Source organism: Pseudomonas sp. KH_040 (assembly GCF_057839305.1).
The window spans coordinates 5,925,797-5,945,737 of the sequence record NZ_CM174487.1; the positions used below are offsets into that span (position 1 = coordinate 5,925,797).

Consider the following 19,941-nt stretch of genomic DNA (forward strand, 5'->3'; position numbering starts at 1 on the left):
CCGATTTCATCCGTGGCGGGATGCTTAATAGTTGAAAGTCTTGACCAGCAGCAGATCACCGATTGCCCGCAGGGGCACGATGAACGTTTCGCGTTTTTCGTCGACGGTGTTTTCGTTGAGCACCAGCGTGATTTGCGAGGTGATCACCTCGTTCTGGTTGCTGGTCTCCTCGAAGTTATAGCCGCCGTTGCCGAAGTTGCCCCAATAGTTGACGTAAACCAGGTAGGTGCCGTGCAGCGGCGCGGTCATGGTGAACATTTCCGGGCCGGGGCCATCAACGCCATCCGGGTCAAGACCGCCGCCATTGCTCAGCGCCGGACGCGCCCAGAACGCATGCTGACCGTCGGGCGTGACAATGTGCAGATCGAGTTCGGCTTTCGGATCGTCCCAGCCCAAGACAAGACGAATTCGCGCCGGCGTGCGCAAATTGTTTGCTTCATAAAATTGCACACGCTTGAGCGACTGGCCTTCGGCGCTGATCACTTCGACACTGTTGGAGCCGGCGCCGAACGCGTACGGCCGGGCAAAACGGCCCTGGTCGTCGGTGTACAGATTCAGTGGATTGCCATTCACCGCGAGACTGTGCGGCGGGCGCATATGGCCGATGGCCTTGAGCTGGCCCTGGATCATCGTGCGATTGCGCTGGATGCCGCGATCGATCGGCGGCGTCGGGTAGGCGACTTGCGGGTTTTCCGTGCGATCGAGCAAGCCGTGATAGCGCCAGCCACCCACCGGCTCCGATACCTCGGCCGTCGGCGCCGCCAGCAGCGCGGGCGCGCAGGCCAGGCCGATCAGCAGCCAAAGAAATGAACGCATGTAATGCCTCCTGCCATGCCTGAACGAAACCTTGCACCCGATCCTCGGTACTTCACAGCGGTGAAAACTGCGTTTCGTCTGAAAGACCCGTGACTATGGGGTCGTAGAAGGCGCGAAGATTAGCGATTCGGCGGTTTTTTAACAATCGGATACATGTGCTATTGCTGTAGGAATCAAGCCAATCCGGTGGACGGTGAGCCGAATAGGCGTCATATTCGGCTCACAAAATGAGCCGAATGGCATTTCTATTCGGCTCACGGACGCAAGGCAGGCAACGAATGGCAACTTACTGGATCTGGCAGCAGCCCGATTGGCCCGACTTCAACTGGCAGGCGGAACGCCTGGCACCGTTGTTGCGCGAGTGTGTACAGGCCCAAGGTCAGTTGATGGGGATGGCCGGTTCAGTAGGTGACTCTTTGGGGGCTCAGACCGAACTGGACGCCCTTTTGCAGAATATCGTGACGTCTTCGGCCATCGAAGGAGAGCAACTGAATGTCGGCTCCGTGCGGTCATCGTTGGCGCGACGTTTGGGCCTGGAGTTGATCGACGGCGATAAAGTCAGCCAACGCAGTGAAGGTCTGGCGCAGCTTATGCTGGATGTCACCCGTCGATTTGCCGAACCGTTGACGCTGGAACGCCTTCTGGAATGGCACCAATGGCTGTTTCCCGATCAAGAGGCTGACCTTACTGCACGCCGCATGCATGTGGGTGCACTACGCGGTGACGAGCCTATGCAGGTGGTATCGGGTCGCATTGATCGTCCAACGGTTCATTTCGAGGCGCCACCTCGCCAAGGTATTGAGCAGCAGCTCGACCAATTTCTCCAATGGTTCGAGGCCAGCCAGCATCAGACAGCACTGGACCCGATGCTTCGTGCGGGCATCGCCCATTTCTGGTTCGTCACCTTGCATCCGTTCGACGATGGCAACGGCCGTCTGACCCGCACCATCACTGATCTGGCGCTGGCACAGGGCGAAGCGCAAGCCATCCGTTTCTACGCCATGTCGGCGAGCATTCTGGATGATCGGTCCGGCTACTATCGGATTCTGGAATCGAGTCAAAAAGCCACACTGGACATCACTGAATGGCTTACATGGTTCCTGCAAACCTTGCTACGCAGTCTGCAACAAGCCATCACCCGCATTGAAAGCGTGCTGGGCAAGACGCGTTTCTGGCAGGCACACCGCGAGTCCGAACTTTCGGCGGAGCAGGTCAAAGCGCTCAATCGTCTGCTCGACGGCGGCGAGCGGGGCTTTGAGCACGGCATCAGTGCCGGGCAATATCAAGCGGTGGCGAAAGTGTCGAAGGCCACAGCAACCCGACACCTTGCGGAGTTGCTGGAGAAAGGTTGCCTGCAACGCTTGCCGGGTGGGGGTCGTAGCACCCGCTATCAGATCAACTATCCCGACAGAGCTACACATTAATCTCACCCAGCACAGAGCCATTTCTGTCCTTGGGAGCCGGCCCGCTCATTTGCCCATAAACCCCCTATCTGCTAGTGTCGCGCCGGTTTAACGTCAACCGGAAATCGCCGCCATGGCCCGCAAAAAAGCTGCACTGGATTTCGAACAGTCCCTCGCCGACCTGCAAACATTGGTCGAGCGTCTGGAGAACGGTGAATTGTCGCTGGAAGACTCGCTGACCGCTTTCGAGCAGGGCATCGGTCTGACCCGTGACTGCCAGGCAGCGCTGGCGCAAGCCGAGCAGAAGGTGCAAGTGCTGCTGGAGCGCGATGGCGAACTCGCCGAGGAACCCTTCGACGCGGAACAGCCAGAATGATTGCAGCGTATACGGCGACCAGTCAGACCCGGGTTAACGCAGCGCTGGAAACCCTGTTCAACGCACCGTTGCCGGAGTTGGCGCGGCTTTACGAAGCCATGCGCTACAGCGTGATGAACGGCGGCAAACGCGTGCGACCGTTGCTGGCCTACGCGGCGTGCGAAGCGCTCGGTGGCAAGGCTGAGCAAGCCAACGGTGCGGCCTGCGCGGTTGAGCTGATCCACGCCTACTCGCTGGTTCACGATGATTTGCCGGCGATGGACGACGACGATCTGCGTCGCGGCCAGCCGACCACTCACAAAAAATTCGATGAAGCCTGCGCGATCCTGGCCGGTGACGGTTTGCAGAGTCTGGCGTTCAGCGCCCTGCTCGACCCGCGCCTGAGCGATTGCAGCAGCGACATCCGCCTGCAAATGGTCACCGCACTCGCCCAGGCTGCGGGCCCGGCAGGCATGGTCGGCGGTCAGGCGATCGACCTTGGATCGGTCGGCCTCAAGCTCGATCAGAAAGCCCTCGAGCAGATGCACCGGCACAAGACCGGCGCGCTGATCGAAGTCAGCGTCAAACTCGGCGCTCTGGCCAGCGGCCGTGCCGAGCAGGATGAACTCCGTGCCCTGCAGACTTATGCACAGGCCATCGGCCTGGCCTTTCAGGTGCAGGACGACATTCTCGACGTCGAAAGCGATACCGCCACCCTCGGCAAACGCCAGGGCGCCGACATTGCCCGTGACAAGCCGACCTACCCGGCGCTGCTCGGTCTCGACGCCGCCAAGGCCTACGCGCTGGAACTGCGCGATCAGGCCCTGCACGCCCTGCGACCGTTTGACGCGGCCGCCGAGCCGTTGCGCGAGCTGGCCCGGTATATCGTCGAGCGGCGTCACTGATCAGCAATCGGTCAAAAAAGACCAACGCGTGGGCAGGGGGCGATGCATCAGGTAAACTGCCGCATCTTCTATACCTATAACGATTCGCCTGATGCCCACGACGTTTCATGAGATTCCCCGCAAGCGCCCGACCACGCCCCTGCTCGACCGCGCTAACACGCCGGACGGCCTGCGCCGGTTAGGCGAAGCCGAGCTGGAAACCCTGGCCGATGAGTTGCGCCTGGAATTGCTTTACACGGTCGGCCAGACCGGTGGGCATTTCGGTGCAGGCCTGGGCGTGATCGAGCTGACCATCGCGTTGCATTACGTCTTCGACACGCCGGACGACCGGTTGGTGTGGGACGTGGGTCATCAGGCGTATCCGCACAAGATCCTTACCGGTCGCCGTGAGCGCATGGAATCGCTGCGCCAGAAGGACGGCATTGCAGCCTTCCCGCGTCGCGCCGAGAGCGAGTACGACACCTTCGGCGTCGGCCACTCCAGCACTTCGATCAGCGCTGCACTGGGCATGGCCATCGCCGCCCGCCTGCAGAACAGTGATCGCAAGGCAATCGCAGTGATCGGCGACGGTGCGTTGACCGCCGGTATGGCTTTCGAAGCGCTCAACCACGCGCCGGAAGTCAACGCCAACATGCTGGTGATCCTCAACGACAACGATATGTCGATCTCGCGCAATGTCGGCGGTCTGTCGAATTATCTGGCGAAGATCCTTTCCAGCCGCACTTACGCGAGCATGCGTGAGGGCAGCAAGAAAGTCCTGTCGCGCCTGCCCGGCGCTTGGGAAATCGCTCGTCGCACCGAAGAATACGCCAAGGGCATGCTGGTCCCCGGAACGCTGTTCGAAGAGCTGGGCTGGAACTACATCGGCCCGATCGATGGCCACGACCTGCCGACCCTGATCGCCACGCTGCGTAACATGCGTGACCTCAAAGGCCCGCAGTTCCTGCACATCGTCACCAAGAAAGGCAAAGGCTTCGCCCCGGCGGAAGTCGACCCGATCGGTTACCACGCCATCACCAAACTCGAACCACTGGACGCTCCGGCCGCCGCGCCGAAGAAGGCCAGCGGGCCGAAATACTCAGCGGTGTTTGGCGAGTGGCTGTGCGACATGGCTGCCGTCGATCCACGCCTGGTCGGGATTACCCCGGCGATGAAGGAAGGCTCGGATCTGGTGGCGTTCAGCGAACGCTTCCCGCTGCGCTATTTCGACGTGGCGATTGCCGAACAACACGCCGTGACGTTCGCTGCCGGTATGGCCTGCGAAGGCGCAAAACCGGTGGTGGCGATCTACTCGACATTCCTGCAACGTGGTTACGACCAGTTGGTACATGACGTCGCGGTGCAGAACCTCGACGTGCTGTTCGCCATCGACCGCGCCGGTCTGGTCGGCGAAGACGGCCCGACACACGCCGGCAGCTTCGATCTGTCGTACCTGCGCTGCATCCCGGGCATGGTCATCATGACCCCGAGCGATGAAAACGAACTGCGTAAAATGCTCACCACCGGCCACCTGTACAACGGCCCGGCGGCTGTGCGTTACCCGCGCGGCAATGGCCCGAACGCAACCATCGAGAAAGACCTCGATCCGATCGAAATCGGCAAGGGCATCCTCCGTCGTCAGGGCAGCAAAGTCGCCTTGCTGGTGTTCGGTGTACAACTGGCCGAGGCGCTGAAAGTTGCTGAGAAGCTTGATGCGACAGTGGTCGACATGCGTTTCGTCAAACCGCTGGATGAAGCGCTGGTGCGCGAGATTGCCGACAGCCACGAATTGCTGGTGACCATCGAGGAGAACGCGATCATGGGCGGCGCCGGTGGCGCGGTCAGCGAGTTCCTCGCGCGCGAGAACATTCTCAAGTCGATGCTGCATCTGGGCTTGCCGGATATCTACGTCGAGCACGCCAAGCCAGCGCAGATGCTGGCCGAGTGCGGGCTGGATGAGGCCGGGATCGAAGCGTCGATTCGTGAGCGTCTGGCCTTACTCAACAAATAAACGCATTACCCTTGTGGGAGCGAGCCTGCTCGCGAAAGCGGACTGTCAGTCAATACACTGCTGACTGATACACCGCATTCGCGAGCAGGCTCGCTCCCACATTTGATTTGTGTACACCTGAAACACCAGTGGACTGTCCATGAAACTCTCGCGCCTCGCCCTGCCCTTCCTCCTGCTGCCAACCGCCAACACCCTCGCCGACACCTTCGAACGGGATCAAGCATTGAAGCTGCCGGACATGCTGATCTCCGCCAACCGCCAGGTCGAAGCCCGCAACGACAGCAGCGCCGCCAACACGGTATTCACCCGTGAAGACATCGACCGCCTGCAACCGAGCGATGTGCCGGACCTGCTGCGGCGCGTTCCCGGTGTGCAAGTGGCGCAGGCCGGCGGGCGCGGCAGTCTGCCGGGGATCTACATTCGCGGCACGCAGTCGGCGCAGAGTCTGGTGCTGGTCGACGGCCAGCGCATTGGCAGTTCGACGTCCGGCGACAGCAACCTGCAGCATCTGAACATCGAGCAGATCGAGCGGGTGGAAGTGCTGCGCGGTTCGCGTTCGGTGATTTACGGCAGCGACGCGATTGGCGGGGTGATTCAGATTTTCACCCGACGCGGCGCTGAGCAAGGTCTGCAGCCACGCCTGCACGTTGGTTTCGGTAGTAATCAGACGTGGCAGCGCAGTCTCGGCTTGTCCGGGGGCGATGACAAAACCCGCTTCAACCTCGGCGCCAGCCTGGATGAAACCGCCGGAATTGACCGCACTCACGAGTCGTATCCAAGTGATGGCGATCATGACGCCTACCGCAATAAATCCGTAAGCCTGAGCCTCAGCCATGCGCTGACCGATGACATCGAAGTCGGCGCCAATCTGCTGGATAACCGGGGCAAGGGCGAGTTCGACAACCCGTTCGGCCGCTTCGACATGAACACTTTCGAATCGGTCCAACAGCAGCCCTACAGCGATTTCAACGTTAGCAGTGTCAGCAATTACGTCGATGCCCGGGTCAACGAAATCTGGAAAACCCGCGTCGAGTTCGGCCATACCGAGAACCGCGAGAAGACCCTCGACAAGCTCAGCGACGAACGCACGGTGTTCAACACCTACCGCGACTCGGTGAACTGGCAGAACGACCTGACACTGGACGCACGCAACAGCCTGATCCTCGGCGGCGACTGGTACGAAGACCGCGTCAACAGCAGCACCGCGTTCGACGAAGATAGCCGCTGGAACCGCGCCGCATTCATCCAGCATCGTTATCAGGCCGACAGCTTCTCCACCGAACTGGGTCTGCGTCACGACGATAACCAGCAATTCGGCAGCCAGAACACCTGGAGCGGCACCTTCACATTGCCGCTGAACCCGGACAACGATCTGTTGCTGAGCTACAGCGAAGGCTTCCGCGCGCCGACCTTCAACGACTTGTACTACCCGGACTTCAGCAATCCGGATCTGAAACCGGAAACCTCGAAAAGCTACGAGCTGCAATGGCGCAGTCAGTTAAGCGACAGCAGCCGCCTGGAAGCGTCGATTTACCGTACCGACCTGGAAGACGCGATCATCTTCGGCAGCAACTCACGTCCGGAGAACGTCGCTTCGGCGCGAATCAACGGCTTTGAAGCAGCGCTGAAACAGGAACTGTTCGGCTGGCAGAGTAACCTCGGCGTGGCGATCATCGATCCGCGCGATCGCGATACCGGGCACACCTTGGCACGGCGTGCGCGGCGGACGTTGAGTTGGGATCTGGATCGACAGTTTGATCAGGTCAGCCTCGGCGCCAGTTGGCAGGCGGTCAGCAGCAGTTATGACGACCTGAAAAATGAGCAGGCGCTGGGTGGCTATGCGCTGTTCGGCTTGCGCAGCAGTTGGGCGCTGAACCGCGAGATCAAGCTGGATCTGAAGGTCGATAACCTTTTCGACAAGGGCTACAGCCGCGCGAATTACAGCTACGACGGCAGCCAGTATGGTTATCGCGAGGAAGGTCGGGTGTGGATGTTTGGTGTCACCTGGACTCCCGAAATCCACTGAAACCCCCTGTAGGAGCTGCCGAAGGCTGCGATCTTTTGATCTTGATCTTCGGCGATTCCGACTCAGTCAAACAGCAAAATCAAAAGATCGCAGCCTTCGGCAGCTCCTACAGGGTTACGTGTCCGGCGCGATCAATTGGCAGAGTTTGGCGGTAGCGCTGATCATTTGGCCACTTGGGCGCTCAAGGCCTTTGTCGGTGACCAACAGCAATTTCCCCTGTTTGACCGCTACTACTTGCGACCACGACTTCCAGGCATTCAACTGCGCCTGATCCCCCGCCAGAATCACCTCTGGATCGCGCTGCAACACCGCCTCAATACTCACCTGCGGCGCCGGCAGACTCAAATCAGCGAACACATTGCGCGCCCCGCACACTTCCAGCGCATCACTGATGATTTGCCCGCCACCGACGGTGTACAGCGGTTTGTCCCAGACCTGATAGAAGACCCGCAACGGCACGTCCCGGCGATAGCGCTGGCGCAACTCCGCGAGTTGTTGGCGCAACGCCGCCGCCCGTATCACCCCACGTTCAGGTCGCCCCAATTGCGTGGCTATGGCTTCTATCTGGGTAGTGAGTTGCTCGAAGGAATGCGGCTCGGCGACGAAGGTCGGGATACCCAGACGGTTCAATTGATCGCGCTGCGCCGGGCCGACACTCCCGGGCCACAGCAACAACAAATCAGGCTGGAGGCTCAGCAGCTGTTCCATATCGAGTTGGCCATAGCGGCCGACAGAGGGGACGTTGGCAATTTCAGCAGGACGCTCCCCGGCATCGAGCACGCCGACCAGCAGGTCAGCCGAATCCAGCTCAACGACAATTTCAGAAAGCGACGGTGCGAGGCTGACCACCCGCAGTTGCGCCAGCGCAGGGCCACTGACGGCCAGCAGCAGAAGCGCCAGCCACAGACGACGCATCAGCCGAGTTGACGCGGGATACGGTAGAGATAAAACAGTACCGCCGTGGACAACGCCAGCAACATCAACGGTACGGCTTCAAGACCAACAAACACCGCCAGTGCGCCGATCCACGCTGGCAAAGCTGCCGCGAGAAAAGCCGCACGACGACGGGCTGCGAGGGCAATCCACGCGGCCGGTTCATCCGGGGTATCGAGGGCTTTTTGCGTGGCGATCAGCGCATGTTTGTAGCGGCCGAAAAACTTCAGGCTGACAAACATCGACGCGACGCCGGCAATGAAAAACGGCATCGCCAGTACTGGCAGAATCCCTTCGCCCTGACCAAACAGCGCGTTGAGCACGAACAACGGCACCAGCGCCAGCGCGAGGTATTTCCACCAATCGACCGACAATCGGCGCCGCACCTGACCGCGAGTCACGCGCGATCAACCTCACCCTGATGCTCATTGCCCATCATGTGGTCGAGCTTGCTGGCCTTGGTCGCCAAGTAGAGCTTGTTGTGCGGGTTGTGGCCGGTGTGCAGCGGCACGCGCTCGGCGACGGTGATGCCCATGTCGGTCAAGGCTTTGACCTTGCGCGGGTTGTTGGTCATCAGGCGCAGGGATTTCACGCCCAGATGCTCGAGCATCGGCAGGCACATGGCGTAGTCGCGCTGGTCGGCGGCAAAGCCCAGACGTTCGTTGGCTTCAACGGTGTCGGCGCCGCCGTCCTGCAACTCGTAAGCACGGATCTTGTTCAGCAGACCAATGCCGCGACCTTCCTGACGCAGGTAGAGCAACACGCCACGGCCTTCACGGGCGATGGCTTTGAGGGCGCCTTCGAGTTGCGAGCCGCAGTCGCAGCGCTGGCTGAACAAGGCGTCGCCGGTCAGGCATTCGGAGTGCAAACGGCCGAGTACCGGGGCACCGTCGGCAATTTCACCCAGGCTCAGCACGACGTGCTCACGGCCGGTGGCTTCATCGAGAAAACCGTGCATGGTGAATTGCGCAAAAGGCGTTGGCAGCTTGGAAGCGGCGACAAAGACGACAGGCACCGGTGTGCTCCTGATCTAAAGAGTCTGAAAATTCGCAGGCCGGCATTGTAACAGCAGGTTCCTACCGGCGCTTAGGCTGAATTATCGGGCATAACGATCAAAAAGTTTGATAACTACCCGGTCGACATGGATCCCTGTAGGAGCTGTCGAGTGAAACGAGGCTGCGATCTTTTGATCTGGTTTTAGAATCAAGATCAAAAGATCGCAGCGTGCCGCAGCTCCTACAGGGGATTCGTCGCGCCCCTAGTGAAGGGATACGGCTGCTGCCACTTCTCAAAGATCGGCTTCAACTCGCCGCTCTTCACCAACTGCTCCATACGCTGGTCAAACAGCGCCATCAGCGCCCGTGCCTGTGGCGTGTCGGCAAAGCCGAGGAACAGCGGCAGCTCGGCCAGGTGCGAATAGCGATACTGTGCCGGATCGGCTGCGGTTTTCACCACCGCTTCAATCTCGGTCAGCGCATCGATGTAGTAATCCGCCCGCCCCTGCTTGAGCATCGACAGAATCCCGGTGCGACGCTCGATCTGGTTGTAGCGCTTGATGTTGGGCAAGTAGTTTTCGTAGCGATAACCGCGCACCCAGGCCAGTCGATACTTGCCCAGCGTCGCCTGGGTCGGCACCGGATTGCTCGCCAGGCCCAACGCGTAGATGTGGTCGGAATCGAAATTCCAGCGCGGATACAACACCTGCTCGGCTTCGTCGCGATAGGAACCGACCAGCGCGTCGACTTCCTTCAACTGCACCAGCCCGACCGAACGGGTATAAGGCACGCTGCGGATATCGAGCTTGACCCCAGCCGGCTCGAACACCTTGCGTAGCACGTCCCAGCCTAGGCCATGGCCGTCGGCGGCGGTGTAGTCTTCCCAGTCTTCGCTGGCCAGATGGATGACCGTCGGCGTCAGCGCGGCGTCCTGCGCACCGGCCACGGTGCTCAGCAAAGCCAAAACCACTAGCGCCAACCAGCGTCGAGCCATCCCTAGTCCCCTCACTTGCCCCTGATATCCCTTGGAATCAGGCGAAAATCCACACCAGACCCTGCATCGCCAGCCAGGCGAACACACCGGCCAGTACGTCGTCGAGCATGATCCCTACACCACCGTGGACATGCCGGTCGATCCAGCGAATCGGCCATGGCTTGAGAATGTCGAAGAAACGGAACACCAGAAAACCCGCGAGCAACCAGTACCAGCCTTCCGGCACCAGCCACAGGGTGATCCACATGCCGACCATTTCGTCCCAGACGATGCCTTCGTGGTCGTGGACCCGCAGATCGTCAGCCACTTTGCCGCACAGCCAGAAGCCGAACAGCATGGTGATCCCGAGCATCAGCCAGTAACCCCAGTCGGGCAGCATCTGCCACAACGGGATAAAGGGTAGCGCAACCAGCGAGCCCCACGTGCCCGGCGCCTTGGGCAAGGTGCCGGAACCGAAGCCGAACGCAAGAAAATGCCAGGGATTGCGCCAGACCGACGGCGGAACGAATTCGGCCGGAACCTGTTTCGGGTGATCTGTCACGGTGTCTCCTGAAAATGTTGATAACCCCGAATTTGCGGGGTGATGTCGTGCCCTTCGCGATCCAGCAGAACCACGCCCTGACCTTCTGATACGCGACCGATCACATGGATCGGCCAGCCATTGGCCAGCAGCGCCGGCAACTCGACGGACGGTAGCGTAAACGCCAGCACGTAATCATCGCCACCGCTCAGCGCGGCACGCTCGGCGCCGCGCTGACCGAGAAACGCTACTAATGCATCCGACAGCGGTACGCGCTCGCGTTCAATCTCAAGTCGCACCTGCGACGCCAGCGCAATGTGGCCACAGTCGGCGAGCAAGCCGTCGGAGATGTCCAGTGCCGAGGTGGCTTTGCCACGCAGGGCCTGGCCGAGGGCCAGTTGCGGTTGTGGCGACCAGTAATGATCGAGCAGCGGTTGGGCGATGTGTGCTTCGGCCTCACGCTGACCGAGCACCAGTGGCAAGGCGCCGGCCGCATTGCCCAGCTCACCACCGACACATAACAAGTCGCCCGGTTGCGCGCCGCTGCGAGTCAGCGCCTGACCCGCAGGCACACGACCAAACACGGTTACCGTCAGGCTCAACGGTCCACGCGTGGTATCGCCGCCCACCAGCGCAACGCCGCAGCTCTGCGCCATGCGGTTCAAACCGTGGGCATAGGTTTGCAGCCAATCGGCGGTCACCGTCGGTACAGTCAGGGCAAGGGTAAAGGCAACGGGCGCGGCGCCCATGGCGGCCAGATCGCTGACCGCAACGGCCAGCGAGCGCTGACCGAGCAGAAACGGATCGCAGGGGTCGGCAAAATGCACGCCGGCCACCAGCGTATCGGTGGAGATCGCCAGCTGTTCCCCAGGGGGAACAGCGAGCAAGGCGCAGTCATCGCCGATTCCCAGAGCAACGCCTTCGCCGCCCTGCGCACAAGGCGCGGCGGCGAAGAAATTGCGGATCAGCTCAAACTCGCCCATGGCTGAGACAAAGGATTCAAGCGCCGATCAGCGCTTGAACGCCTTCACTTCAGCTTCACGCAGGCGCGGGGCCAGCTTGTCGAGTACGCCGTTGACGAACTTGTGGCCGTCGGTCGAACCGAAGACTTTCGCCAGCTCGATACCTTCGTTGATCACCACGCGGTACGGCACATCAACGCGCTTGAGCAGCTCCCAGGTCGACAGGCGCAGAACGGCCAGTTCAACCGGGTCGAGCTCTTCGATCGCCAGATCCAGGCAAGGCGTCAGAGCGGTGTCGATTTCAGTCTTGAACTGCGGAACCCCGTGGAGGATTTCACGGAAGTAAGCACCATCGACATCGGTGAAATCGTTATCAACGCGAAACTGCGCTTCGATCTCGTTCAGCGATTGCCGGGCCATGTGCCACTGGTACAGCGCTTGAGTCGCGAGCTGACGGGCTTCGCGACGCTTGACGCTTTTCGAGGGCTTGCCGGCATCCGCAGGTTTCGGATCGCGCGGGTTGAAACGATCGCTTTCGTCGCTAATCACTTGGCCTCCAACTGCGCCAGCAGGCTGACCATTTCCAGAGCGGACAGGGCAGCTTCGGCACCTTTGTTACCGGCCTTGGTGCCGGAACGTTCGATGGCTTGCTCGATGGAATCAACGGTCAGGACGCCGAAAGCAACCGGAACGCCGAACTCCATGGAGACCTGGGCCAGACCCTTGGTGCACTCGCCTGCCACGTATTCGAAGTGCGGGGTGCCGCCACGAATGACCGCGCCCAGCGCAATGATTGCAGCGAACTCGCCTTTCTGGGCGACTTTCTGCGCAACCAGCGGGATTTCGAAGGCGCCAGGTGCGCGGATGATGGTGATGTCGCTTTCGCTCACGCCGTGGCGAACCAGGGCATCAACTGCACCGCTGACCAGGCTTTCAACGACGAAGCTGTTGAAGCGGCCCACTACCAAAGCGTAGCGGCCTTTAGGGGCGATGAAGGTACCTTCGATGGTCTTCAGGGTCATTCGTCAGTTCTCTTAAAGAGCCGGGACGCGTCTGCTACGCGTCCCTCAGTGATTTATTTGCCGCGAATTCGGGTCCGGAAACAACCGGTCATTATTCGGAGGGCACGTATTCTACAACTTCCAGATCGAAACCGGATATCGCATTAAATTTCATTGGTGCAGACATCAAACGCATTTTGCGCACACCGAGGTCGCGCAGGATCTGCGAACCGGCACCGACGATGCTGTAAGTCGTCGGTTTTTTCGGCGCGGCCTGATCGCCGGTTTCACGGATATGTGCCAGCAGCACGTCGCCGTCGAGCGGGTGACCGAGCAACAGCACCACACCGCTGCCCGCCTCGGCAACCGCAGCCATGGCGGCGCGCAGGCTCCAGCGGCCCGGTTGCTTGACCATCAACAGGTCGCGCAGCGGATCCATGTTGTGCACGCGAACCAGCGTTGGTTCTTCGGCGCAAACAGTGCCCAGGGTCAGGGCCATGTGCACGTCGCCCTCCACGGAATCACGATAGGTCACCAGGTTGAATTGGCCCAGTTCGCTGTCCAGTGGCTGCTCGGCAATCCGCTGAACGGTACGTTCGTGGATCATCCGGTAGTGAATCAGGTCGGCGATGGTGCCGATCTTGATGTTGTGTTCAGCGGCAAACTCTTCGAGTTCGGCACGTCGAGACATGGTGCCGTCGTCGTTCATCACTTCGCAGATCACGCCACTTGGCTCGAAACCGGCCATGCGCGCCAGGTCGCAAGCGGCTTCGGTATGGCCGGCGCGAGCGAGGGTGCCGCCGGCCTGCGCCATCAGCGGGAAGATATGGCCCGGGCTGACGATGTCTTCAGCCTTGGCATCCTTGGCGGCAGCCGCTTGCACGGTGCGCGCACGATCAGCGGCGGAGATGCCGGTGGTCACGCCCTCGGCGGCTTCGATCGAAACGGTGAACTTGGTACCGAAACCGGAACCGTTGCGTGGCGCCATCAGTGGCAGCTTCAACAGTTCGCAGCGCTCGCGGCTCATCGGCATGCAGATCAGGCCACGGGCGTGCTTGGCCATGAAATTGATGTGCTCGGCCTGGCAGCATTCGGCGGCCATGATCAGGTCGCCTTCGTTCTCGCGGTCTTCGTCATCCATGAGGATGACCATCTTGCCTTGGCGGATGTCTTCAACCAGTTCTTCGATGCTATTGAGCGCCACAAGGCACCCCCTTCAGTCAGGATTTGAGGTAGCCGTTGGCGGCCAGAAAGCTTTCGGTGATGGTGCCGCCAGGCTTTTGTGACGAGCCCGATTCTGCAGCCTTGTCGCCAAGCAGAAGGCGCTCCAGATAGCGTGCCAGCAAATCGACCTCCAGATTCACCCGGCGACCCGGCGTGTACGACGCCATAATGGTTTCGCTCAGGGTGTGCGGAATGATCGTCAGCATGAACTCGGCGCCATCGACGGCGTTCACGGTCAGGCTGGTGCCGTCGACGGTGATCGAGCCTTTATGGGCGATGTACTTGGCTAATTCTTTCGGCGCGCGGATGCGAAATTCCACGGCGCGGGCGTTGTCGCTGCGCGAGACGATTTCGCCGACGCCGTCGACGTGACCGCTGACCAGATGCCCGCCGAGACGGGTGGTCGGGGTCAGGGCTTTTTCCAGATTGACCGGGCTGCCGCTTTTCAGGTCATTCATGGCGGTGCAGTCGAGGGTTTCACGGCTGACGTCGGCAGCAAAGCCGTCGCCCGGCAGCTCAACCGCAGTCAGGCAGACGCCGTTGACCGCGATGCTGTCGCCGAGTTTGACGTCGCTCAGGTCGAGCTTGCCGGTGGCGACGTGGACCCGCACATCACCGCCCTTTGGGGTCAGTGCGCGGATACTGCCGATGGATTCGATGATGCCGGTAAACATGGGGTTCTCCTTGAGAACTAAGCCAGCGTAATAACGATGGCCGGGAATTATACGCTCGGCGAAAGGACAGGGATGGCAGTGACTCGCCAGTCATCGCCCACCGCGCGAATTTCAGTGATTTTCAGCTCCGGAGCGTCCTTCATATAGGCCAACGGCCAGTCGAGCAGCGGACGCGCCGAAGAACCGAGGAACTTGCCGGCGATGAAGATCACGAATTCGTCGACCAGACCAAGCTGAGCAAAAGCGCCGGCCAGACGCGGGCCGGCTTCAACCAGCACCTCATTGACGCCACGGTTGGCCAGTTCAATCAGCAACTGATGCAGATCGACCTGACCGTCATCACCCGGCACGATCAGGCACTCGGGGCCGTGAGCGTATTGCTCTTCGATCGCGACACAGGTGGCGACCAACGCCGGGCCGGCCTTGAAGAACGGCGCATCCAGCGGCACCCGCAGGCGGCCATCGATCAGCACGCGCAGTGGTGGACGGCTCATGGCCAATGCGGTTTGTTCGGCATCCAGACCCAACTCGTCGGCCCGCACAGTCAACCGCGCGCCATCGGCCAGCACTGTGTCGGCGCCGGTCAGCACCACGGCGGCCTGAGCGCGCAAACGCTGGACTGCCGAACGAGCAGCGGGACCGGTGATCCATTGACTCTCGCCGCTCTCCATTGCCGTGCGACCATCGAGGCTCATGGCCAACTTGACCCGCACGAACGGCAAGCCGTGTTCCATGCGTTTCAGAAAACCTTGATTGAGCTTGCGCGCTTCGGCTTCGAGCACACCGCTTTCAGTGGCGATGCCGGCATCGGTCAAGCGCTGCAAACCACGTCCGGCGACTTGCGGATTGGGATCTCGCATCGCTGCCACCACACGAGCAACACCGGCATTCACCAGCGCATCGGCACACGGCGGTGTGCGGCCATGGTGGCTGCACGGTTCGAGAGTTACATAAGCGGTCGCGCCCCGGGCAAGCTCACCGGCGGCGCGCAGGGCATGGACTTCGGCGTGCGGTTCGCCGGCGCGTTCATGCCAGCCTTCGCCGACAATCTGCCCGTCACGCACCACCACGCAGCCAACCCGAGGATTGGGATGGGTGGTGTAGTGACCTTTGCGCGCCAGTTCCAGCGCGCGCGCCATGAAGTGGGCGTCGAGGATGGCCTGCTCGGCGGCGGCGGTCATTCTTTCACCGGTTCGCGGGCGAGGCGGTCGATTTCTTCGCGGAACTCGTTGAGGTCCTGAAAGCGCTTGTACACCGAAGCGAAACGGATGTAGGCAACTTCATCAAGCTTTTGCAACTCGGCCATGACCAGTTCGCCGACCACGAGGGATTTGACCTCGCGCTCGCCGGTGGCGCGCAGCTTGTGCTTGATGTGAACCAGAGAGGATTCGAGGCGCTCGACGCTCACCGGACGTTTCTCCAGCGCGCGTTGCATGCCGGCGCGGAGTTTTTCTTCGTCGAACGGTTGGCGGCTGCCATCGGTTTTGATCAGGCGCGGCAACACCAGTTCGGCCGTCTCGAACGTCGTGAAACGTTCGCCGCAGGCCAGGCATTCACGCCGGCGGCGCACCTGTTCGCCCTCGGCGACCAGACGCGAGTCGATGACCTTGGTGTCGTTGGCACCGCAGAAGGGACAGTGCATGGTGGCTGGCAACAAAAAAAGGGAGGGCCATGGTAGCGCATCCCGGTGGCAAGACAAGCCATAGGCTTTGCGGTATACAGAACGGCATGATCGTTTGATCCATGGATTTCATTTTGCCGGAGCATCCAATGCCGTTACGTCCGCTCGTTTTGCTCAGTCTTTTCAGCCTGCTGGTGGCCTGTGGCAGCGATGCACCCAAGCCTCAGCCGCCAACGCCGGGCCCTGCGCCGCAACAGGCACAGAAAAAAGCCAAGGAAGCCGCCGACCTCGGTCCGCTGCCGGCCTATCAACGCGAACTGAGCGGCACCCTGCAAGGCGTGCCGGCCGGTGCCGAAGTAGAATTGGCGCTGCTGGTGATCGACGAAAAGGATCGCCCGCAACAATTGCTCGCCAGTTCCAGCCTGATCGGCAACAACCAGATCCTGCCATTCCGCCTGCGCTTCAACCCGGATGCTTTTCCGGCCGGTGCGCGGGTCGAGCTGCGTGGCCGCGCCAGCCAGTCCGGCCAGCTGATCCTGCATTTGCCGTCGCAAACCATCAGCCAGCCAACCACTCAGGCGTTGGGCCAACTGCAATTTGTCAAAGCACCATGAATGCACCGCTCGACCTGCAACAGGCGCTGGGTGAATTGCTCGGCGACGCCAGACTCAAGGTCTGTGCCTTGCCCGACACTGATTTGCAGTTGTGGCTGATCGATGGCGACAACATGGATCGCGAATTCAGTCAGGAAGAAATTCAGCGAATTCTGCACGAGCCACCGTATTGGGGTTTCTGCTGGGCCAGCGGTCTGGCGGTGGCGCGTTATCTTGCAGAGTTTCCCGAGTGGGTACGCGGAAAACGCGTGCTGGATTTCGGCGCAGGTTCCGGGATTGCCGGGATTGCGGCGGTGAAAGCCGGGGCTCTGGAGGTGGTGGCGTGCGATCTCGATCCGCTGGCGATTTCCGCCTGCCGGGCGAATGCCGAGCTGAATGATGTGCAGATGAGTTATTCGACGGATTTTTTTGCCGAAGCCGATCGGTTTGATCTGATTCTGGTGGCGGATGTGTTGTATGACCGGGCGAATCTGCCGTTGCTCGATGCGTTTTTGAGCCGTGGGCGAGAGGCGTTGGTGGCGGATTCGCGGGTTCGGGATTTTCGCCATCCGTTGTATGAACGCATTGAAATGCTTGAGGCGTTGACCTTGCCGGATCTGGCGGAGCCTGAGGAATTTCGGCATGTCAGCCTGTACCACGCGCGGCGCTAGCCAAAAGCATCGCTGGCAAGCCAGCTCCCACAGTGACCGAGTCGAACCAACATTTCGTATACGACACAGAACCCTGTGGGAGCTGGCTTGCCAGCGATGGCGTCCTGCCTAGCGATACACCTCTCAAATCTGCCCCGCTTCCGGCCACACCCCGCCAAGCCGTATAGTTGCCCCATCCACGCTTTGACGAGATCCCCCATGAGCGAGCAAACGCCATACATCTTCGACGCCACGACGGCCGATTTCGACCAGTCGGTGATCGAGGCTTCCTTCAACAAACCGGTGCTGGTGGATTTCTGGGCCGAATGGTGTGCGCCGTGCAAGGCGCTGATGCCGATGCTGCAAAGCATTGCCGAGAGCTATCAGGGCGAGTTGCTGCTGGCCAAGGTCAACTGCGATATCGAGCAGGACATCGTCGCCCGCTTCGGTATTCGCAGCCTGCCAACCGTGGTGCTGTTCAAGGACGGTCAACCGGTCGACGGTTTTGCCGGTGCGCAACCGGAATCCGCCGTGCGTGCCTTGCTTGAGCCGCACGTGCAAATGCCGCCACCGGCCGCGGCCGATCCGTTCGAGCAGGCTCAGGCATTGTTCGATGACGGTCGTTACGCCGACGCCGAAGCGGCGCTGGTGGTGATGCTCACCGAAGACAACACTAACGCCAAGGCGCTAATCCTCTACGCGCGCTGCCTGACTGAACGCGGCGAGCTGGACGAAGCGCAAACCGTGCTGGATGCGGTCAAGAGTGATGAGCACAAAGCCGCACTGGCCGGCGCCAAGGCGCAGATCAAATTCCTTGGCCTGGCGCGTGATCTGCCGGATGCCGCCGACCTGAAAGCGCGCCTGGCGAAAGATCCGCAGGACGATGAAGCGGTGTATCAACTGGCGATTCAGCAACTGGCGCGTCAGCAGTACGAAGCGGCGCTGGATGCACTACTGAAGCTGTTCATCCGCAACCGCAACTATGGCGAAGGTCTGCCGCACAAAACCTTGCTGCAGGTGTTCGAGTTGCTGGGCAATGATCATCCGCTGGTGACGGTGTACCGCCGCAAGATGTTTGCTGCGCTTTATTAAGATCAAAAGATCGCAGCCTGCGGCAGCTCCTACATTGGGATCGTGTACACCCTTGTAGGAGCTGCCGCAGGCTGCGATCTTTTGCAACTCACTCGATCCAGCTGTAGAGCGGTGTATCCCCGCCGCTCACCACTTTCACGTCCGAGCTATGGCGCAAACGCACCAGCAAGCGCTTGCCCGCTGCCGCGCTGCCGGTCAGCCCTTCCAGCTGATCGAGCAGATCCGGCCCGCTCAGTTGCCCGGCCTTGCGCAACAGGTCCTTGGCGACCTGCCACAAGGCATCGTCCTGATTCAGCGGTTTCGCCGCCGGGGCTGATGCGACCGCCTCAGATTGAGCGACCGGCGCCTGCCCATTCAGCGCTGAACCGAGCTTCGCCCAATCGCCGTCATCCAATTCCACCGTCAAGTCGACCGGCACTTCGCCGACGGTTCCGCGTATCCGCAACATTGAGTTCGCTCCTGCACTTTTCTGACCTGCATGCTCCCACGGGACTTGTGCAACGCCAAGCGCACGGGCAAACTCTGCGCACTTTCGTTATAAGATTACATAACAAACTCTTCACTTTACTTCCCGGAGACCGCCATGCGTCGTCTGCTGCTCGCTTTGCCGTTTGCCCTGTTGCCGCTGGCCATCGCCCATGCTGCCGATGAGCATGACCACGATCACGACCATGAACACGGCAGCCTCGGCGCGCATGAACACGGCGTCGGTCGATTGAACGCGGCGCTCGATGGTCAAACCCTGGAGCTTGAGCTGGAAAGCCCGGCGATGAACCTCGTCGGTTTCGAACACGTCGCCACCAGCGATGCCGACAAGGCCAAAGTCGCTGCCGCCCGCGCGCAACTGGAAAAACCGCTGGCCCTGTTCAGCCTGCCCGCCGCTGCCGGTTGCAAAGTGGTCAGTCAGGAACTGGAAAGCCCGTTGTTCGGCGACAAGCCGGATGCCGATGATCATGACGACGATGAAGCGGACAAGGACGGTCACGAGCATCACCACGACCACAGCGAAATCCACGCGCACTATCAGTTCAACTGCGCCACACCGGGCGCGCTGAAGACCCTCGATCTGGCGAACGTCTTCAAGACCTTCCCGGCGACGCAGAAAATTCAGGTACAACTGATCAGCGCCAGCGGCCAGCAAGGTACCGAAGTGACGGCCAAGGCTGCCGCGCTGAAATTCTGATCAC

At 60.8% G+C, this 19,941-nt stretch carries 23 protein-coding genes; 9 read left to right on the forward strand and 14 right to left on the reverse strand.

What is annotated here, in order from left to right:
* Positions 1-24 precede the first annotated feature (24 nt).
* Positions 25-816, reverse strand: a complete 792-nt coding sequence (locus tag AC3IUF_RS26375; protein WP_007910916.1) for a YfaP family protein — start codon at positions 814-816, stop codon at positions 25-27.
* Between the two features lie 278 nt (positions 817-1,094).
* Between AC3IUF_RS26375 and AC3IUF_RS26380 the strand changes: the two genes are divergently transcribed.
* The 5 genes from AC3IUF_RS26380 to AC3IUF_RS26400 all read left to right on the forward strand — a co-directional run bounded on the left by AC3IUF_RS26380 (position 1,095) and on the right by AC3IUF_RS26400 (position 7,495).
* Positions 1,095-2,240 carry a Fic family protein gene (locus tag AC3IUF_RS26380; protein WP_447787277.1) on the forward strand — a complete coding sequence of 382 codons (1,146 nt, stop codon included), beginning with the start codon at positions 1,095-1,097 and terminating at the stop codon, positions 2,238-2,240.
* Positions 2,241-2,352: 112 nt separating this feature from the next.
* Positions 2,353-2,595 (forward strand): exodeoxyribonuclease VII small subunit, encoded by a 243-nt coding sequence (locus AC3IUF_RS26385; protein ID WP_003228627.1) that lies wholly within the window; start codon positions 2,353-2,355, stop codon positions 2,593-2,595.
* A complete protein-coding gene (ispA, locus tag AC3IUF_RS26390) occupies positions 2,592-3,479 on the forward strand; it encodes a (2E,6E)-farnesyl diphosphate synthase (RefSeq protein ID WP_095114006.1) in 888 nt (295 codons plus the stop codon). The genes AC3IUF_RS26385 and ispA overlap by 4 nt, the downstream gene beginning before the upstream one ends.
* Positions 3,480-3,570: 91 nt before the next feature.
* Positions 3,571-5,469: a 1-deoxy-D-xylulose-5-phosphate synthase gene (gene dxs, locus AC3IUF_RS26395; protein ID WP_447787281.1), complete on the forward strand. Its 1,899-nt coding sequence runs from the start codon at positions 3,571-3,573 to the stop codon at positions 5,467-5,469.
* 139 nt (positions 5,470-5,608) lie between these two features.
* Positions 5,609-7,495, forward strand: a complete 1,887-nt coding sequence (locus AC3IUF_RS26400) for a TonB-dependent receptor domain-containing protein (protein ID WP_489279720.1) — start codon at positions 5,609-5,611, stop codon at positions 7,493-7,495.
* A 114-nt stretch (positions 7,496-7,609) separates the two neighbouring features.
* On the opposite strand, the gene AC3IUF_RS26405 is transcribed toward AC3IUF_RS26400, so the two are convergent.
* The 12 genes from AC3IUF_RS26405 to nrdR all read right to left on the reverse strand — a co-directional run bounded on the left by AC3IUF_RS26405 (position 7,610) and on the right by nrdR (position 16,440).
* The gene (locus AC3IUF_RS26405; RefSeq protein ID WP_489279722.1) at positions 7,610-8,410 is read right to left on the reverse strand and encodes a cobalamin-binding protein; all 801 of its coding nucleotides are present in this window, start codon (positions 8,408-8,410) and stop codon (positions 7,610-7,612) included.
* Positions 8,410-8,829, reverse strand: a complete 420-nt coding sequence (locus tag AC3IUF_RS26410; protein WP_122661425.1) for an MFS transporter — start codon at positions 8,827-8,829, stop codon at positions 8,410-8,412. The genes AC3IUF_RS26405 and AC3IUF_RS26410 overlap by 1 nt, the downstream gene beginning before the upstream one ends.
* A complete protein-coding gene (ribA, locus tag AC3IUF_RS26415) occupies positions 8,826-9,443 on the reverse strand; it encodes a GTP cyclohydrolase II (protein WP_016984117.1) in 618 nt (205 codons plus the stop codon). The genes AC3IUF_RS26410 and ribA overlap by 4 nt, the downstream gene beginning before the upstream one ends.
* A gap of 221 nt (positions 9,444-9,664) precedes the next feature.
* Positions 9,665-10,417, reverse strand: a complete 753-nt coding sequence (locus tag AC3IUF_RS26420) for a substrate-binding periplasmic protein (RefSeq protein ID WP_489279723.1) — start codon at positions 10,415-10,417, stop codon at positions 9,665-9,667.
* A gap of 37 nt (positions 10,418-10,454) precedes the next feature.
* On the reverse strand, positions 10,455-10,958 hold the full coding sequence (locus AC3IUF_RS26425) for a phosphatidylglycerophosphatase A family protein (RefSeq protein WP_007910933.1): 504 nt from the start codon (positions 10,956-10,958) through the stop codon (positions 10,455-10,457).
* Entirely contained in the window at positions 10,955-11,920 is a 966-nt protein-coding gene (thiL, locus tag AC3IUF_RS26430; protein WP_489279724.1) for a thiamine-phosphate kinase, read from the reverse strand. The genes AC3IUF_RS26425 and thiL overlap by 4 nt, the downstream gene beginning before the upstream one ends.
* A 27-nt stretch (positions 11,921-11,947) precedes the next feature.
* A complete protein-coding gene (nusB, locus tag AC3IUF_RS26435; RefSeq protein WP_007910937.1) occupies positions 11,948-12,448 on the reverse strand; it encodes a transcription antitermination factor NusB in 501 nt (166 codons plus the stop codon).
* Positions 12,445-12,921 carry a 6,7-dimethyl-8-ribityllumazine synthase gene (gene ribH, locus AC3IUF_RS26440; protein ID WP_003228649.1) on the reverse strand — a complete coding sequence of 159 codons (477 nt, stop codon included), beginning with the start codon at positions 12,919-12,921 and terminating at the stop codon, positions 12,445-12,447. Before ribH ends, nusB begins: the two co-directional genes overlap by 4 nt.
* Positions 12,922-13,012: 91 nt before the next feature.
* Complete coding sequence (gene ribBA, locus AC3IUF_RS26445) at positions 13,013-14,104, reverse strand: bifunctional 3,4-dihydroxy-2-butanone-4-phosphate synthase/GTP cyclohydrolase II (RefSeq protein WP_007910939.1); 1,092 nt, start codon at positions 14,102-14,104, stop codon at positions 13,013-13,015.
* Between the two features lie 16 nt (positions 14,105-14,120).
* Positions 14,121-14,798, reverse strand: a complete 678-nt coding sequence (locus AC3IUF_RS26450) for a riboflavin synthase (RefSeq protein ID WP_007910941.1) — start codon at positions 14,796-14,798, stop codon at positions 14,121-14,123.
* Between the two features lie 47 nt (positions 14,799-14,845).
* Complete coding sequence (gene ribD / locus AC3IUF_RS26455; protein ID WP_489279726.1) at positions 14,846-15,979, reverse strand: bifunctional diaminohydroxyphosphoribosylaminopyrimidine deaminase/5-amino-6-(5-phosphoribosylamino)uracil reductase RibD; 1,134 nt, start codon at positions 15,977-15,979, stop codon at positions 14,846-14,848.
* Positions 15,976-16,440 carry a transcriptional regulator NrdR gene (gene nrdR, locus AC3IUF_RS26460; protein WP_007910946.1) on the reverse strand — a complete coding sequence of 155 codons (465 nt, stop codon included), beginning with the start codon at positions 16,438-16,440 and terminating at the stop codon, positions 15,976-15,978. The genes ribD and nrdR overlap by 4 nt, the downstream gene beginning before the upstream one ends.
* A 128-nt stretch (positions 16,441-16,568) precedes the next feature.
* Here nrdR and AC3IUF_RS26465 point away from each other — a divergent pair, with 128 nt between their 5' ends.
* From AC3IUF_RS26465 to trxA, 3 genes are all read left to right on the forward strand, one after another.
* Positions 16,569-17,033: a YbaY family lipoprotein gene (locus AC3IUF_RS26465; RefSeq protein WP_123375935.1), complete on the forward strand. Its 465-nt coding sequence runs from the start codon at positions 16,569-16,571 to the stop codon at positions 17,031-17,033.
* Positions 17,030-17,683 (forward strand): class I SAM-dependent methyltransferase, encoded by a 654-nt coding sequence (locus tag AC3IUF_RS26470; RefSeq protein ID WP_447787294.1) that lies wholly within the window; start codon positions 17,030-17,032, stop codon positions 17,681-17,683. The genes AC3IUF_RS26465 and AC3IUF_RS26470 overlap by 4 nt, the downstream gene beginning before the upstream one ends.
* A 198-nt stretch (positions 17,684-17,881) precedes the next feature.
* Positions 17,882-18,754 (forward strand): thioredoxin, encoded by an 873-nt coding sequence (trxA, locus tag AC3IUF_RS26475; protein WP_463543746.1) that lies wholly within the window; start codon positions 17,882-17,884, stop codon positions 18,752-18,754.
* A gap of 88 nt (positions 18,755-18,842) precedes the next feature.
* Here trxA and AC3IUF_RS26480 read toward each other — a convergent pair whose 3' ends face one another.
* Entirely contained in the window at positions 18,843-19,202 is a 360-nt protein-coding gene (locus tag AC3IUF_RS26480; RefSeq protein WP_095113996.1) for a hypothetical protein, read from the reverse strand.
* Between the two features lie 135 nt (positions 19,203-19,337).
* Between AC3IUF_RS26480 and AC3IUF_RS26485 the strand changes: the two genes are divergently transcribed.
* Positions 19,338-19,937, forward strand: coding sequence for a DUF2796 domain-containing protein (locus AC3IUF_RS26485; RefSeq protein WP_007910957.1), 600 nt, complete (start codon positions 19,338-19,340; stop codon positions 19,935-19,937).
* Positions 19,938-19,941: the final 4 nt, after the last annotated feature.